Source organism: Flavobacteriales bacterium (assembly GCA_016699575.1).
Classification (GTDB): Bacteria; Bacteroidota; Bacteroidia; order Flavobacteriales_F; family PHOS-HE28; genus PHOS-HE28.
In genome coordinates, this window is record CP064979.1 from 3,539,518 (window position 1) to 3,555,767 (window position 16,250).

The following is a 16,250-nucleotide window of genomic DNA, read 5'->3' on the forward strand; positions in this document are numbered from 1 at the left end:
TGCATCAGGTTCGGCACAAGCCGGTGTTCAATCGGTGCCCGTAGGTCCTTCGGGCTCGGGCGCGCGGCGCGAACCGCTGTACATGCCGTAGTGCATGAAGCGGCACTCCAAGGAGCCATTGAACAATTGGATGCGGGGTTTGGCCGTGAGCCGCACATGCTCGGCGGCTTCCATGTTGCTGGTGATCATCCACGCGTCCCAGCCGCTCCAGTTCTTCTTCAGCGTGTCGCCGATGGACTTGTACAAGGCATTGATGTCGTCGCCGCCGTCCATGCGTTCGCCGTAGGGCGGGTTCATCATCAGCACGCCAGCCTCGGGGGGCGGCGCCAAGGAACGGAACTCGGAACGCTCCAGCTTGATGCGTGAGCCCAGGTGCGCGTTCGCGATGTTCTCCTCCGCCTTCATCAATGTCGCGCGCGACTGGTCGGCACCGATGATGATCGCATTGATCGCGCGCTGGCGGTCCAGGGCTTCTTCGGTGATCCGTTCCCAACGCGCCGGATCGAAATCGCTCCAGCCCATGAAGCCGAAGTGCGTGCGATAGCTGCCCGGCGGAATGTTCCCGGCGATCATGGCCGCCTCGATGGGCAAGGTGCCGCTGCCGCACATGGGGTCCACGAACGGGCGGTCGCCGTTCCATCCGCTCAAGAGCACCATGCCCGCGGCCAAAGCTTCGTTCAACGGCGCTTCATTGGTGCTGTCGCGGTAGCCGCGCTTGAAGAGCGGATCCCCGCTGCTGTCCAGCGATACCGTGCACCGGTCGCCGATCACGAGCACGTGGATACTGACATCCGGTCGTTCCACATCCACCGAAGGGCGCCTTCCGTTGCGTTCACGGAAACGGTCCACGATGGCGTCCTTGGTCAGTTGCGCCAGGTACTTGCTGTGGGTGAAGAGTTCCGACCGCAGTGTGCATTGCACCGCCAATGTGCCGGTGGGCCGCAAGAACTTCTCCCAGCTGATGCCGCGCACGCTGTCGTAGAGGTCGTCCTCGTGCCGCATGACGAAGCTGCGCAAGGGCACCAGCACGCGCAGCGCCGTACGCAGCCACAGGTTGGCCCGGTAGAGCACGTCCTCATCGCCGGTGAAACGCACAGCTCGCTTGCTCACTTCAATGCCTTGAGCGCCGATGGCCTCCAGTTCTTTGGCGAGTTCGCGCTCCAGGCCGTGGAGCGTTTGGGCGGTCATGTCGAAGGAGCGAAGCATGCTTCAAAGCCCCCGATACGTCGGGGCGGCAAAACTGGCCAATGCCGGATAGCGTAACGCACTGTCCCGATCGTTCTGTTCACAAGTGGCACGGAATGCGCCTGAAGGCCCGTTATGCCCCCGGTAAGTTCGCGGAACATGCGCCCACCTCTCATTCTCGCTGCCTCGGCTGCGGCCTTCCTGCTGCTCGGTAGCAGCCAGCCCACGCGCCGCAGCCACGGACTTCCACCGCCTTTCCTCGTCGAACCCACGCCATGGGCTGACAGTGTGCACGGCTCCCTCGATATCGACCAGCAGATCGCGCAGTTGATGATGGTGGCGGCTTGGAGCAACAAGGGCGCGAAACACGAAAAGGAGATCGCCACGCTCATCAGGGAGAAGAACATCGGCGGGCTCATCTTCTTCCAAGGAGGCCCGGCCCGCCAAGCTGCGCTCACCAACCACTACCAGGCCATTGCGCGTACGCCGCTGCTCATCGGTATGGACCTCGAGTGGGGCCTGGCCATGCGACTGGACAGCAGCGTACGCTTCCCGAAGCAGATGACGCTTGGTGCACTGGCGAACGACACGCTCATTGAGCGCATGGGCGGAGAGATCGCGCGCCAGATGAAGCGCCTTGGTGTGCACGTGAGCTTCAGCCCGGTGGCCGATGTGAACAACAACCCGGCGAACCCCGTCATCAACGACCGCAGCTTCGGTGAGGACCGCGAGAACGTGGCGCGCAAGGCCATCGCGTACATGCGTGGCTTGCAGAACGGTGGCGTTATCGCCACAGCGAAGCACTTTCCCGGGCATGGCGATACCGACGTGGACAGCCACCTGGGCCTGCCGCTCATCGCACACACACGCGCACGGTTGGATTCGCTGGAGCTCTATCCCTTCCAGCGCTTGGTGGATGAAGGTCTTGCTGCTATGATGGTGGCCCACTTGGAAGTACCGGCCATTGATACCACCCGTGGTTTGCCGAGCACCCTCAGCCGGCCGGTGAACCATGTGCTCTCGCAAGAGCTCGGATTCAGCGGTTTGGTCTTCACCGATGCGTTGAACATGCAGGGCGTGGCCAAGGCCGACAAGCCCGGCGACATCGAATTGCGCGCGCTGCAGGCAGGCAACGATGTGCTCCTTTTCCCGCAGGATCCCGTGAAGGCCATCGCGCGCATCCGCCAAGCGGTGGACAGTGGCGAGATCGATCGCACCGTCATCGCACAGCGCAGTTTGAAAGTGCTCCGCGCCAAGGAATGGGCCGGCCTCAAGCGCCGCACGTTCGTACCGGTGAAGAACATCGGCAGTGAGCTGAGCACCCCGGCTGCACGGCAACTGCGCCGTGAGCTTTTCGGCGGGGCGCTTACCGTGCTCCGCAACAACAATGTGTTGCCCGTAGAAGGTCTGGACAGCTTGCGCATCGCCACGTTGGCCATCGGTGCCGATAGTGAGAACACCTTCCAGAAGGCGTTGGGACGCTACGCCGTGATGGACCGCTTCACCTGTGCCAAGGAACTAAAAGGCGACAGCGCGGCGAAGCTCATGCGCAAACTTGCGGAGTACGATCTGGTCATTGCGAGCATCCACAAAACCACCTTCCGCGTGGAAAAGGAATTCGGCATCCCGGACGCTTCGTTGGAACTGCTGCGCGACCTGTCAGCACGGACGAAGACAGTGTACGTCCACTTCGCGAATCCTTACCGACTGACACGAGCCTATGGTGCGCAGCGGTTCGACGGTCTGGTGGTCGCTTACGAGGACGATGCCGATGCGCACGACATGGCCGCACAGATGCTCTTCGGTGGGCTGGGTGCATCCGGCACATTGCCCATTACCGCAAGCAGCTACTTCGCGCAGGGAGATGGCATACGCACCAGCACGGTGGACCGCTTGCGCTACGACCTGCCGGAAGAGATCGGTCTTCGTTCCGGCACCCTTGGCGGCATCGATGCCATTGCCCGTGAAGGAATAAGGGCGCAGGCGTTCCCGGGCTGCCAGGTTGTTGTTGCCGTGGACGGCGAAGTGGTGCACAACAAGGCGTACGGCCATTCGACCTATGCGGGCACGCGTGCCATGCAGACCGACGACATCTACGACCTGGCGAGCATCACCAAAGTGGCGGCCACCACATTGGCGTTGATGAAGCTCGTCGACGAAGGGCATGTCGACCTGAACAAGACCGTGGGCGACTACCTGCCTGAACTGGCAACGCGTTCACCGGCCCACGCAACGATGGCGCTGCGCGATGTGCTCACTCACCAGGCCGGGCTCGTGGCCTTCGTGCCGTTCTACAAGCGGCTGATGAAGGAGGGCAAGTTCAAGCCCGGGATCATGAGCGCCACGGCCGATGCACAGCACACGCTGATGGTGGCCGATAGCCTTTGGATGCTGACGAGCTACGGCGACAGCTTGTGGAACTGGGTGCTCGACACCCCCGTGAACGCGCGCGGTGAGTACCTCTACAGCGACATGGGCTACTACCTCTTGCAACGCGTGGTGGAGCGGCGCTGCGGTCAGCCTCTCGATGAGTACGTGGCGCAGGAGTTCTATCGCCCGCTCGGTTGCGGTACGTTGGGGTTCCGCCCGTTGCTGCGCTTCCCCAAGTATCGCATTGCGCCCACGGAGCAGGACCTCGACTTCCGTGGTCGGCAGGTGTGGGGAACGGTGCACGACCCTGGAGCCGCCATGGCCGGTGGTGTGGCCGGTCACGCTGGTTTGTTCGGCAGCGCGAACGATCTGGCCATCATCCTTCAAATGCTGCTGAACGGAGGTGAGTACGCAGGTCACCGTTACTTGAGCGAGGCGACGGTGAAGGAGTTCACCAAGTGCCAGTTCTGCGCGAACGGTTCATCGCCGCTGCCCACCGATGCCAATCGTCGCGGGCTGGGTTGGGACAAGCCCACTCGTCCGGGAGTGCAAGGCCCTACCTGCGAATGTGTGAGCATGGCCAGCTTCGGGCATACCGGTTTCACGGGCACCATGCTCTGGGCCGATCCGGGAACGAAGAGCCTCTACGTCTTCCTCAGCAACCGCGTGCATCCGAACGCCAACAACAAGAAGCTCTCGGAGTTGAACATCCGCACGCGGATACAGGAAGTGGTGAACGATGCGATAGCAGAGCGGGCGGCGCAGGCGGTTGTTCCCGCCGCGCGACGGGCATCAGCACCGGTGAAGTAGTTGATGGTGCTCAGAACACCACGGCCAACTGCGCACCGATGGAGAAACGGCGAAGGTCGACGGCGCTGCTCTCCCGAACGAGCACTTGTTGCGTATTGGTGTACGCGCTTATCCGCAGGCCGTTCACGGTGGTGACGCCATAAGTGGCAAGGGCGCCGAGGGTGATGTAACGGCTCAGGCGCAGGTCGCAGGCTGCGTGCACCACCGCATGAACCGATTCGCCTGCGAAGAGCTGCCGTTCCTCCCCGATCTCGTGTTCTTCCAAGTATATGGTGTAGCCCAAGCACAGGCCAGTGGAGAACACCGCTGGTGCGTTGGGCTCGGACAGTCGCAGGGTGATCGCCGGGCCGAAAGACAGGAGTTCACCATGGGACGAGACGTCGAGGGTTGAGACGCTGTCTTCAACATTATGACCGCTGTTGTATCGGACCTGTAGCCCGGTGCTGTGCGTGCGATGATCAGCGGAGTAGATCCGTACGCCGAACCCGAACCGCTGGTTCAGGTAGTAGTTGAAGCCGACATGGGTCATCACTCCTTTCCGGAACGCGTCGAAGTGCCCATCCCATCCAGCGGTGCCACCACCGAAGGACGGACCGATGAGCTTCACGTACGAAGCACCCAGGAAGATGGACCATGCGGGTGATCGCGCGGCCCGCAACGAATCGGCCCTTGGCGAGCGCTCGGGCTCCCGTTTCTCGGCGCGCTGGACCGGTGGTGCTGGCTTGTCCAGGAAGACCGGCGCGTAGCCTTGTTGGACGTAGCTCGCAACCTGGTCTTTCAGGATACTGCTATGGCTTTCTTTCCCGTCGCGCTCCTCCACATAGTGGATGCGTTTGGTGCGGACCATTGTGATGGTGCAGGCGATGGTGTCGTTGTCTATCGTAACGATACGGTCCTGTGCGAGACCTCCAACCGCCAGCAGCAGGCCAAGGAATACGATCGTGATCCTCATGGCCGTGCTTATCTGTCTGAACGAAGTCGGCCATCACCCAATGCAATCCCTAGCCGGAACCCTATATCGATGTGCTTGGCATCCTCCGTGTACCCGCTGGGCAAGGCCCCGATGATGCCGCTCTCGTACTCGATCTCGAAGCTGTTGAACGAGGCCAGCACATAGGCGACGCGAGCCCCGATGGCGATCTTCTCCGTGGCCTTCACGTCCAACAGCAGTGCGCCGTTGCCGAAGACGCTGTGTCCGATAATGCGGTAGTTGTCCGTGCCGAAGGTGAAGGCATCGCGGTAGTTCACGTAGCCGCCACCGGCCTCAACAGTGAACGCGATGCGTCCGCGTGGATCGATCGGTCGCCAGAACAACTTCGGACCGAACGATAGCAATCGCACCGTGCTGGAGGCCGCGGCCCGCGATGCGACCTGCCCGGTATCATCGAGGGTGAGCGATGACGTGCTGTGGCTCCACTGCACCCCTTCGAGGTTGAGCCCGAAACCGAACGTCGCCTTGCGGAAGTGCTCGATCCCGAGCATTGCGTGGGCACCGTTGCGCTGGGCCTCAATGAAATCGCGTTGATCGTTCGAGAGGCCTTCGGGCAGCCGAGCCGTGCGACGGCTCCATCCCGCAGCGATGACCAACGACCATTGCGATTGCTCATAGGCCGGTAGCGGCGCACGTGGCTTGGGCGGAGGGACAGTGATGATCTGCGCGGATACGAGGCTGCCACACAAGACCGCCGCGAACAGGACCGACCACCTTGGGGCCAATGCGCCGTGCATGGCCCCAAGGTAGCATTGCCGCGGTCAGGGGAGTTGCAGGGTCTTGGCTTCGCCTTTGTCCGTGATCCAGATGTGCTTGATGATCTCCTTCACCTCCTTCTTCTTGTCGGCGAAGGCTTCCGGTAGCTGGCATTGCACCACCAGGTTGTAGGTGTACTGCACGGGCGGTTCGGTGATCTCGGCGTGCAGCACGATGTCGAAGTTGCCGTAGGGCACCTTGTTGTAGAAGAGCGTCTGTGACTTCCGTATGTCGTTCACCAATTGCCCTTTACGGCGGCTGTTCAAGCTCGTCTGCACACGCGATTGATAGTTGGTGTAGCGGTCCAGCGGGAAGTAGGCGCCGTTCTGCTCGGCACCGGTGCGATGGCTCTCTTCCACCTTCAGGCCCAGCTTTTCGAAGTTGGCCAGCTTCTGTTGCAAGAGCTTGGTGGCGAACATGCGCAGGGTGTCGTAGCAGGCGCTTTGGTCCTCCACGAAGAAGTCCACCTTCACCAGATCGTAGATCTCTTCCTTGGCTGCTGCGGTCACCAGTTTGTCCAATGTGCGCGCGTCGGTGAAGCGGATGTGGATGTTCTTTTGGATCTCAAAGCCAGCTGGCACTTCCTGGTAGGTCTTGCTGAAGAGCTTACGCGTCACTTCCAGCTCGTACACCGGAACGAACGAGAGCATGTCCGTGAACACGTCCGCATCCTTCACCCCGTGCTTCTTCACGGCTTTCACCATGCTTCCCACGCGGAGGTTCATCAGGCTGTCAGCTTCCTCGGCGGTCTGTCCGAGCTGGGTCACGTGGAAGATGGCCAGGTAGCTGTCGGCCTTCATGTTCATCATGGCGTTCACCTCCAGGGTGAGCACGTTGCCTTGGATGGTGGCTTTCACGGCTTGTTCGGCCTGCTGGAAGAAAATGCGGCTGTTGCTCTCGTACATGAGGTTGCCCATGGCTTGGGGCAGAGCAGTGGTGCCCAAGGCGATGCCCAGGGAGAGGAGGAGCGTGCGGTGGATCATGGTCGTTGGTTTTGGCCGCCCGTACCCGCGGTCTTTTCAGTGGTTCAGTGCGTTAACGATCGTTCCGATCCCGACTTTCGTGCCCTCCCGGAACCCCGGGACTGAGCGCATGCGGATAGGCATTGTTTGTTACCCCACTTTCGGTGGGAGCGGTGTGGTGGCCACGGAACTCGGCCATGCTCTGGCGGCCAAGGGCCACGTTGTGCATTTCATCACCTACATGCAACCCGTGCGGCTGAGGCCCGAGGTGGGCAGTGTGCACTACCACGAGGTGCGCGTGAGCGACTACCCACTGTTCGATTACCAGCCTTACGAACTGGTGCTGAGCAGCAAGCTGGTGGACGTGGCCAAGTACGAGAAACTGGACCTGTTGCACGTGCACTATGCCATCCCGCACGCCTCAGCGGCCTACATGGCGCAGCGCATTTTGGAAGCAGAAGGCATCCGGCTGCCGTTCGTCACGACGCTGCACGGCACGGACATCACACTAGTTGGCCGCGACCCCAGCTTCGAACCGGTGATCTCCTTCGCCATTGAGCATAGCAATGCGGTGACGGCCGTGTCCGAAAGCCTGCGCAAGGACACCTACGAGCACTTCCGGGTGAAGCGCGCCATCGAGGTGGTGCCCAACTTCGTTTGCCTCGACCAGTACAGTGCAGCGAACGCGGCGGCCGTGCGCCAGCGCTACGCCCCGAACGGCGAACGTTTGCTGGTGCACGTGAGCAACTTCAGGCCCGTGAAGCGCGTGGATGATGTGGTGGCAGTGTTCAAGCGTGTGCGCGAGCAGATGCCAGCCAAGCTCTTGCTCGTAGGGGATGGACCTGATCGGCAACGCATCGAAACCGCCTGTCGGCAGAGCGGGATCTCCGCCGATGTACTGTTCCTAGGCAAGCTCACCGCACCCGAGGATGTGCTGGTGGGTTGCGATCTTTTCCTGCTCACCAGCGAAACCGAGAGCTTCGGTCTGGCGGCGTTGGAGGCAATGGCGTGCGGAGTACCGGTGGTGAGCACCAATACCGGCGGCACCCCCGAGGTGAACAAGCATGGCGTCAGCGGCCTGCTCAGCCCTGTGGGCGATGTGGAGGCCATGGCCGCCAATGCGCTCACGATCCTGCGGACTGACGCTGACCTGTCGCGCTACCGTACCGGGGCATTGGAAGAGGCGAAGCGCTTTGATGTGGACCGCATACTGCCCCTGTACGAGGCGCTCTACGAACGCGTCGTAACCGGTAAGTAGGCATGGAGAGGATCAGCGACCGGGTGAGCGTGGAACGCTCGAAAGACAAGATGACGGTGGTGATCAGCGCGCGCCTGCCCAGGTTCCAGGAAGGACTGCTGCTCATGTGGGTGCTGCTGTGGACGGCATGTGGTGCTGCGTTCATCCACCAACTGGCAACGATGGAGAACGGAGCGCCGCGTGCGTTCATGATCGGCGTGTGCGTGTTCTGGTTGTTCTACGAAGTACGCGTGGGCCGCACGCTGCTCTGGCGCATGAAGGGCTTCGAGCTCTGGCGTGTCAAGAACGGGGTCATCACCATCAAGGACAGCATCTTCGGTTATGGCAAGGCCCGCGACTGGTTCATCGCCAACATCAGCGAGCTTGGCGTGCTCACCATCAACCACAGCGACTGGCGTTTTCAGTTCACCGACAGCTTCTGGACGATGGCCGGCGAACGGCTCGGCTTCAAGCACATCGAAAGGCGCGTCGCCTTCGGCAAGGGCCTCACCGATGAAGAAGCGGATGCGTTGCTGCGCATCCTGAAGGAGCGGTTCGCGCAAGAGCGCAAAGCGGCTCAGTAAGGCTCGATGCGGAAGGCGTTGCCACTGAGGCGGCGAGTGGCCACACCGTCGAGAGTGCTTTCGCGCAGCATGCGCTCAGCGGCAGGGGAGGCGAGCACATCATCCAGGGAACGGACGATGCCCGACGGAACGCCAGCGGAGATGAGCGCTTCCATCAAGTCGGTACTGGTGCGCAGGGCGATCGGTTGAGCAAGCAATTGCGCCAGCACGTTCCTGTTCAGCACGCGCTTGGCGTTGCTATTGAAGTGCTGGTCGTGCTGCAGGTCGAGGTCAAGCACCTGGTTGAGCGCTTTGAACTGCGCATCGCTACCAACGGCCAACACCACTCGCTTGCCATCAGCACAGGTGAAGAGTTCGCCGTACGGAGCGATGTTCGGATGCAGCGTGCCGATGGGCTGTGCCACCTGGCCGGTCATGAGCGCATTGCTGGCCTGATTGATGAGCGCCGTGAGGGCTGCTTCTTCCAGCGACACCTCCACGTACGCGCCCTTGCCGGTGGTGTTGCGTTGAAGAAGTGCCAAGAGAAGCCCTTCCTTCAGCTGGTGCGCAGCCAGCACGTCGATCATGGCGATGGGCAGCTTGGCCAAGTGGTCTGCATCGGTGCCGGTCATGCTCAGGTAGCCGGTTTCCGCTTGAAGCACCACGTCGTAAGCGGTGCGCGCATCGTTGTCCGCGAAGCCCTTGATGTGGCCGTGCACCAGGCGCGGGTTCAGTGCTCGTATGCGTTCGCGCTGCAAGCCGAGCTTGTCCGCGTCCTCCGCCAGGTGGTTGGTGATGAGGACATCGGCCGTGCGTAGGAGCTTGTCCAGTAACGCGCGGCCCTCGGTGGAAGTCAGGTCCTGCTGGTGGTGCTCCTTGCCCCAGTTCACGCTGCTGAAGTAGGCGCTTACGGTGCTTTTGGGATCCTCCTTGGGCAGCTTCCACTTCCGCGTCACGTCGCCGCCTGCCTTGGCGTTCTCGAGCTTCACCACGCGCGCACCCAGCTCCGCGAAGAACATGCCCACGGCGGGACCGGCCAGCACACCGGCGGTTTCAACCGCCAGAAGCCCTGTGAACGGAAGTGGATCGGATGCTGCCATGGACAGCGCAAAGATGGACCGCCGCCGTCGGATAGGTTTGCCGCCCCGCGCAAGCGGGATATGACCCATGGGTGCGATCAGCAGGGCCCTGCGCTTCTACATCGGCTCCTTCTCCGGCTTCAGCCGCGAGATCTGGTTGCTCACGCTCATTACGTTCGTGAACCGTGCGGGCACCATGGTGGTGCCGTTCATGTCGTTGTACCTCACCAAGGACATGGGCCTGTCACTGGAGCAGGTCGGCTGGATCATGAGCTGCTTCGGTGCAGGTTCGGTGGTGGGCTCCTGGCTCGGCGGTAAGCTCACGGACAAGCTCGGCTTCTACGATGTGATGATCGGTGCGCTGGCCACATCGGGCCTGGCGTTCTTCGGTCTGCAGCACGTCCACGGCTTCGTGCCGTTCTGCATCGGCGTATTCGTGCTCATGGTGCTGTCCGATGGGTTCCGCCCGGCGCTCTTCGTGGCCATACGCAACTACGCCAAGCCCGAGGATCGAACGCGCGCAGTGACGCTCATCCGGCTGGCCATCAACCTCGGCTTCAGCCTGGGGCCGGCCATCGGCGGCTTCATCATCGCCGCGTGGAGCTACGCTGGCCTGTTCTGGATCGACGGCCTGACCTGTCTGGCAGCGGCCGCGCTGTTGTGGGGCGGTCTTCGGCGCAAACAGGCAAAGCGCGATGGCCATGCAGCGCGAACTGGGGCGAACGGATCACCCTATGCTGACCGTCCGTACTTGTTCTTCCTGCTCACTGTCGTGTTCATCACCATTCCGTTCCTGCAGTACTTCAGTTCGGTGCCGCTCTTCTACAGCGACGTGCACCACCTGAGCGAAGAGTACATCGGACTGCTGCTCGGCTCCAACGGCCTGCTCATATTCCTCACCGAGATGCCGTTGGTGCGTTACTGCGAGGACCGGCGCATCGGCCTGCATGCCATCCTGCGCACCAGCGTCGTGCTGTTCGTGTTCAGTTTCCTGGTGCTGAACTGGTTCCCCAACATCGCTTTCCTGTGGGTGGGCATGGTGTTCATGACGGTGGGGGAGATGCTCAACTTCCCGTTCATGAACCGTTTCGCCAACGAACGCGCCGATCGCGGACAACCCGGGGCCTACATGGCCTTGTACACCATGAGCTGGAGCGCGGCGCACATCATCGGCCATACGTTGGGCCTGCAGCTCGTGGACCGCTTCGGGTATTCGGCTACGTGGTACCTCTTCGGCGGGATGCTCGTGGTGGGCTTGGGGCTGCTCTTCGCGCTGGAGCGGATGCTGGCCCGCGAGCGGTAGATCGGACAAGCCTAGCCCACCTTGTCCAATACCATCGCGATGTCGTCCATCAGCTTGCTGCACGCTTTGATGGCATCGGCCTTCAGTTCGGGCCGCGGTGTGATGATGCTCTCGCGCAGTGCGTCCACGTCGGTCACCAACGCTGCGCAGCGTGGGTCGGAGGCGATGCCGCGTTCCATCCGCGCGTCGATCTCGGTCAGGAGTTCCACTTCCACACGGCCGTGGCGCAGTTCGGTCTGCAGCATGAGGACGGTGCGGCGCAGGGTGCGCAAACCGCGCGACAGGTCGAGGTCGGTCATCAGGACTGGAGCCTGTTCAAGGCGGCGCGAATTTGCATCAAGAGCCCGGCCGCACGCTCAATGCACCACCATCATCCGCTTGGTCATGCGCTGGCCTTCCACGGTGAGGGTATAGGCGTACAGCCCCGGTGCAAGTCGAGCGGTGGCCACCGCAACTGTGTTGCGACCTGGAGGCTGTGTGGCATCAACGAGCTCTGCTACGGTGCGGCCGTGTGCATCCAACAAGGCGAGCTGCACATGAGCTGCTGTGCGCAAAGAGTAGGCGATGGTGGTGGTGCCGTCGCACGGGTTGGGCACGTTCTGCTCTAGGGTGAACGTGCTGGTAGCAAGCTCCGGTACGGATACGGGGAGCGAAGCGCGGAACACGCCGCCTCCGCTGGTGCCAGCCAGCACCAAGCCGTTCTGATCAATGGCGAGTGCGGTAACATTCATGTTCGTCAACCCATCGCTGAAGGGCCACCACTCGTCGCCGTCGTTGTTCGTGATGTACACGCCAGAACGAGTTCCAGCCAGAGCGAGACCTGGGGTAGGGTGGCAGAGTACCTCGTTGATTATGGTATCAGGAAGCCAAAAGTTGCGGATTGCCATGTTAGGCCGTTGTTACGTGACCGGAAGACCCTTGGCGCGGCGGTCATGCTCCGCATCGCCAAAACGGTGCTGTCAGGTCGAGTGGACAAGGAACGTATCCATGCGCCTCCGATTTCAGAAGAGATGGAGCGAGCAACCCAGGTTGTTCCACTATCGTCGCTCGTATACACTTTGTTGCCACAACCGGCCACGCCGGCGAATACTCGGCCATTGGTCCCAATGGCCATTTCATCGAACGTGTAACAAGGATTCACTCCCTCGAAAGCCGTGAACCAAGTGTTGCCATTGTCCTCAGACTTGGTGATCCCAGCGGGCCAATCAACCCCGCCAAAGACATGGCCATTGGATGAGACGGCCAACGAGTTCACCATCATGGATCCAGTGTCGGTGACCAAGTCCCATGAATTGCCGTTGTCCATGGAGCGGTAAATGCCCATATAAGGAGCCCCGTACCCAGTTGATACAAAAAGATCGCTCGAGGAATTCTCGGCGATGTCGCGGATCAGAGTTCCTTGCAATCCATTCACGACCGCTTGCCAGCTGACGCCTGCATCCAAAGAACGATAGAGTCCACCCCAACCAGCAATGGCGAAATAGTGATTGCTGCTATTGGCAAGTAGTCCACCGATCTTGGACAGGACGAACGTGTCATTCAAACCGTTCCAGCTCAGTCCGCCGTTCGTGCTGCGGAACAGATCTACGCCAGAAGCGGCGAACAGATGGTCTGATGAGTTGACAACGAGTTGAATCGCGAGTGCGTTCATTCCATCGTTCACCTTGGTCCACGTATCACCGTTATCAGTGGAAAGCAGCACTCCGCCGTAATGGGAACCGATGTATAAGTCACCATTGCTTGTGCTAACGATGGAGGATACGATGAAGGTCGGGCCGATATCCAGCTCAACCCATGTCATCCCCCCATCCATGCTCCGGATGAATCGGCTGCCTTGGCTGATACCTGCGAACACGTGACCAAGGGCGTTGACGAAAAGGCTGTGCGTATTGACTGATGGGAGCCCATAGTTCAGCCCGGCCCATGAGTTGCCGCCGTCGACCGATCGTAATGCAGAACCCGTGAATGGAGAAGCGTCTTCTGCGGCGTAGAGAGTGTCACCTTGGCCTATGGCAATGACGTCAACTCCCATTGCCGGGATCGCAGTCGATATCCAAGTGTCGCCGTCGTCATACGAGCGTTTGATCTGCATGCCGTTCATGCCCATGAACAATGCACCCAAGGCATTGGCTGCAAGGCACTGCCCACCGAAGAATGTCTGCCCATTGTTGAGCACCGTCCATGACAACCCATCATCCACGCTCTTGTATAACAGATTACCCGGACCGAACAAGAACACGTGATCGTTCGGCGCAACGAGCAAGTCGGACAAACCAGTGGTAGGCAACCCGTTGTCCAGAAGCTCCCACGTATTCCCATTGTCCAATGAGCGGAACAAGCCTTTTTCAGTGATGAAGAAGACCATGTCGATCGAGTTCACCTTCACTTCCCAGACCTCCACCGCCAACGGCCCACCAAGCGGCTCCCACACCTGCGCGCGCAACGTCAACGAGATCATGAGACCGAGGAGTGCAATGATGCGCATGGGTGAGCAGGGTAGAGGTTGAAGCTACCGCTTTGCCCAACGAACGCTTGCTTCGAGTCCGGGTTGCTTGTTGTTGTAGTTGGCGGTCATCCTGGGTCTGCGACTTCCGTCAGCGCCTGCCGCCGAACCGTGGTTCATTGCCGATGCACCATCTTGGGCGGGCCATCTCATCCCATGCTACGGAGGTCTTTTGTTTTCGTCATCGCGTTCTGCACCGCGCATATCACCGCCCACGCCCAGTGCTGCGATCATATCCTGCAGATGACCGACAGCTACGGTGATGGTTGGAACGGTGGCACGCTGCAAGTCACGTTGAACGGCACGCCCGTGGGCACCTTCGCCGCAACTGGTTACGCCAGTTCAGTGTCGTTCCCGGCCTGCACGGGCGACACCATCGCCCTGTTCTACACCCCGCTGGACTGGGAGAACGAGAACGCCTACGTGCTGTACGACGAGTGGGGCGGCGTGGTGTTCGCCGATGGCCCAACGCCCGCCGTGGGCGCGGTCTTCACCGGCACCGCCGATTGTTCCGTGGTGCCGGCCCCCGGCCATGTGCCATGCACGGCCCTGTCCATCGACACCATTGCGTGCGCCACCATCGACAACACGGCGGCACCCGGCACGGGCATCAACCCCGGTTGCGCGAACTACAGCGGTACGGACGTGTGGTTCACCATGCCGGTGCCGCCCTCGGGCAACGTGGTGGTGAGCACCACCGATATCGGTGGACTGAACGATACCGGGATCGCGCTATGGGTAGGGCCCAACTGCTTCAATCGCCAGTTGGTGGGTTGCGACGACGACAGCGGCCCCGACTACATGTCGCTGCTGCTGGCCAACGAGCTGCCCATCGGCGATACACTGTGGATACAAGCCTTCGGCTACGGCGGCGCGACCGGTCCGTTCGATTTATGCGTGGTGGATCCCGGCACGGTGCAACTGGACAGCTCGGAGATCCCCATCGTGCTCATCAACACGCTGGGGCAAGCGATACCCAACGAGCCGAAGATCGATGCGCTGATGGAGATCAAATACAACGGGCCCGGCGCGATCACCTACCTCACGGACCCGGCGAACGTGTACGACGGGCACATCGGTATCGAGGTGCGTGGTGCTTCTTCTTCCGGATACCCGCAACGGCCCTTCGCAGTGGAAACGCGGGATGCGTTCGGCGCAGACTTGAACGTGCCGCTATTGGACATGCCCGCGGAAAGCGATTGGGTGCTGCTCTCCAACTACAACGACCGGTCGTTGATGCGCAACCAGGTGGCCTTCCACCTCTTCGACGGCATGGGCCAGTACGCGCCGCGCACGCACCTGTGCGAAGTGCTCATCGACAGCCTGTACCGGGGCATTTACCTCTTCGGCGAAAAGATCAAGCGCGACGGTGGGCGTGTGGACATTGCCAAGCTCACCGACATCGACAACGCGGGCGATGAACTCACCGGCGGCTACATCCTGCAACAGAACTACTGGGACAACTCGAACAGCTTCGAGTCGAACTATTCACCGATCGATCATCCGGGCTTCGATGTGCATTTCGTGTACGAGTATCCCAAGCCGGACGAGATCACGCCGCAACAACGCACCTACATCGCCGACTATGTGGACAGCCTGGAGACGGCACTGTACGATGCTGGCTTCGCTGACGCCACCAATGGCTATCGGCGCTACTTGGACACCAAGTCGTTCATTGACTACTTCCTGGTGAACGAGGTTGCACGCAGCAACGACGGCTTCAAGAAGAGCGTCTTCTGGCACAAGGACAAGTACAGCAATGGCGGCAAGCTGAAGGCGGGGCCTGTGTGGGATTTCGACTGGGCGTGGAAGGACATTGCCAGCTGTCCCATCTTCGAAGCAACGGACGGTAGTGGCTGGGCGCATCTCATCAACGACTGTTTCACCGACAATTACTCCTGCGGTTGGTACGTGCGCATGCTGCAGGACACCACGTTTACCCGCGAATTGCAGTGCGCTTACTTGGACTACCGGACCACCGTGCTCGACACGGCGAACATCTTCCACTACATCGACAGCGTGGCGGCGCGGGTGCAGAACGCCCAGCAACGGCACTTCCAGAAGTGGCCCATACTGGGGATCAGCGGACCGGCACCCGAGGTGAACCCGGTGGCCACCACTTATGCCGCTGAGATCGACACGCTGAAGGCGTGGATCATGCGCCGCTTGGATTGGCTCGATGCCAACATGCCGGGCTTGTGTGACGGTACCGCACTGCCTGAAGCCGTCTACTACGTGCCAATGGATGTGCTGGTGGATCCGGAAGCACGCACCATCCGTTTCATTGGATCGCACACTGGCGATGGCAAGGCGTTGCTGGTCCTGCATGATATGCTGGGCCGTGACCTTGTGCGGGTGGTGCTTCCCGCCGGCGCGGTGGATGCCACGCTCCACGTGCCTGCGAGCGGTGTGTACGGTTACTCGCTTTGGAACCGAGCGGACAGGATCCGTTCTGGGCGCTGCGCGATGCCGTGAAGGCACGGGCTCTGCG

13 protein-coding genes are annotated in these 16,250 nt (G+C 61.1%); 5 read left to right on the forward strand and 8 right to left on the reverse strand.

Annotated features, from left to right (window positions below; genetic code table 11):
- Positions 1 to 27: 27 nt before the first annotated feature.
- Positions 28 to 1,206 carry a class I SAM-dependent RNA methyltransferase gene (locus IPJ76_14760; GenBank protein ID QQR85849.1) on the reverse strand — a complete coding sequence of 393 codons (1,179 nt, stop codon included), beginning with the start codon at positions 1,204 to 1,206 and terminating at the stop codon, positions 28 to 30.
- Positions 1,207 to 1,344: 138 nt separating this feature from the next.
- Here IPJ76_14760 and IPJ76_14765 point away from each other — a divergent pair, with 138 nt between their 5' ends.
- Positions 1,345 to 4,365, forward strand: coding sequence for a serine hydrolase (locus IPJ76_14765; GenBank protein ID QQR85850.1), 3,021 nt, complete (start codon positions 1,345 to 1,347; stop codon positions 4,363 to 4,365).
- Between the two features lie 10 nt (positions 4,366 to 4,375).
- Here the strand turns inward: IPJ76_14765 and IPJ76_14770 are convergent, their stop codons facing one another.
- From IPJ76_14770 to IPJ76_14780, 3 genes are read right to left on the reverse strand one after another with little or no spacing between them, the layout of a single operon-like run.
- Positions 4,376 to 5,317 (reverse strand): hypothetical protein, encoded by a 942-nt coding sequence (locus tag IPJ76_14770; GenBank protein QQR85851.1) that lies wholly within the window; start codon positions 5,315 to 5,317, stop codon positions 4,376 to 4,378.
- Between the two features lie 8 nt (positions 5,318 to 5,325).
- The gene (locus tag IPJ76_14775) at positions 5,326 to 6,093 is read right to left on the reverse strand and encodes a hypothetical protein (protein QQR85852.1); all 768 of its coding nucleotides are present in this window, start codon (positions 6,091 to 6,093) and stop codon (positions 5,326 to 5,328) included.
- A gap of 24 nt (positions 6,094 to 6,117) precedes the next feature.
- Positions 6,118 to 7,095, reverse strand: coding sequence for an SIMPL domain-containing protein (locus IPJ76_14780; GenBank protein QQR85853.1), 978 nt, complete (start codon positions 7,093 to 7,095; stop codon positions 6,118 to 6,120).
- 109 nt (positions 7,096 to 7,204) lie between these two features.
- Between IPJ76_14780 and bshA the strand changes: the two genes are divergently transcribed.
- A complete protein-coding gene (gene bshA, locus IPJ76_14785) occupies positions 7,205 to 8,332 on the forward strand; it encodes an N-acetyl-alpha-D-glucosaminyl L-malate synthase BshA (GenBank protein QQR85854.1) in 1,128 nt (375 codons plus the stop codon).
- A 2-nt stretch (positions 8,333 to 8,334) separates the two neighbouring features.
- A complete protein-coding gene (locus IPJ76_14790; protein ID QQR85855.1) occupies positions 8,335 to 8,895 on the forward strand; it encodes a hypothetical protein in 561 nt (186 codons plus the stop codon).
- Here the strand turns inward: IPJ76_14790 and IPJ76_14795 are convergent.
- Positions 8,889 to 9,974, reverse strand: coding sequence for a CoA transferase (locus tag IPJ76_14795; GenBank protein QQR85856.1), 1,086 nt, complete (start codon positions 9,972 to 9,974; stop codon positions 8,889 to 8,891). The two genes, IPJ76_14790 and IPJ76_14795, sit on opposite strands and share 7 nt — an antisense overlap.
- 67 nt (positions 9,975 to 10,041) lie before the next feature.
- On the opposite strand from IPJ76_14795, the gene IPJ76_14800 reads away from it, so the two are divergent.
- The gene (locus IPJ76_14800) at positions 10,042 to 11,256 is read left to right on the forward strand and encodes an MFS transporter (protein QQR85857.1); all 1,215 of its coding nucleotides are present in this window, start codon (positions 10,042 to 10,044) and stop codon (positions 11,254 to 11,256) included.
- Between the two features lie 11 nt (positions 11,257 to 11,267).
- On the opposite strand, the gene IPJ76_14805 is transcribed toward IPJ76_14800, so the two are convergent.
- Genes IPJ76_14805 through IPJ76_14815 form a run of 3 tightly spaced genes read right to left on the reverse strand, consistent with a single transcriptional unit; the run spans position 11,268 to position 13,699 of the window.
- Positions 11,268 to 11,555 (reverse strand): hypothetical protein, encoded by a 288-nt coding sequence (locus IPJ76_14805; GenBank protein ID QQR85858.1) that lies wholly within the window; start codon positions 11,553 to 11,555, stop codon positions 11,268 to 11,270.
- A 57-nt stretch (positions 11,556 to 11,612) separates the two neighbouring features.
- Complete coding sequence (locus tag IPJ76_14810) at positions 11,613 to 12,047, reverse strand: T9SS type A sorting domain-containing protein (GenBank protein ID QQR85859.1); 435 nt, start codon at positions 12,045 to 12,047, stop codon at positions 11,613 to 11,615.
- Between the two features lie 59 nt (positions 12,048 to 12,106).
- Positions 12,107 to 13,699 carry a hypothetical protein gene (locus IPJ76_14815; GenBank protein ID QQR85860.1) on the reverse strand — a complete coding sequence of 531 codons (1,593 nt, stop codon included), beginning with the start codon at positions 13,697 to 13,699 and terminating at the stop codon, positions 12,107 to 12,109.
- Between the two features lie 303 nt (positions 13,700 to 14,002).
- Between IPJ76_14815 and IPJ76_14820 the strand changes: the two genes are divergently transcribed.
- Positions 14,003 to 16,234, forward strand: a complete 2,232-nt coding sequence (locus tag IPJ76_14820) for a CotH kinase family protein (protein QQR85861.1) — start codon at positions 14,003 to 14,005, stop codon at positions 16,232 to 16,234.
- Positions 16,235 to 16,250: the final 16 nt, after the last annotated feature.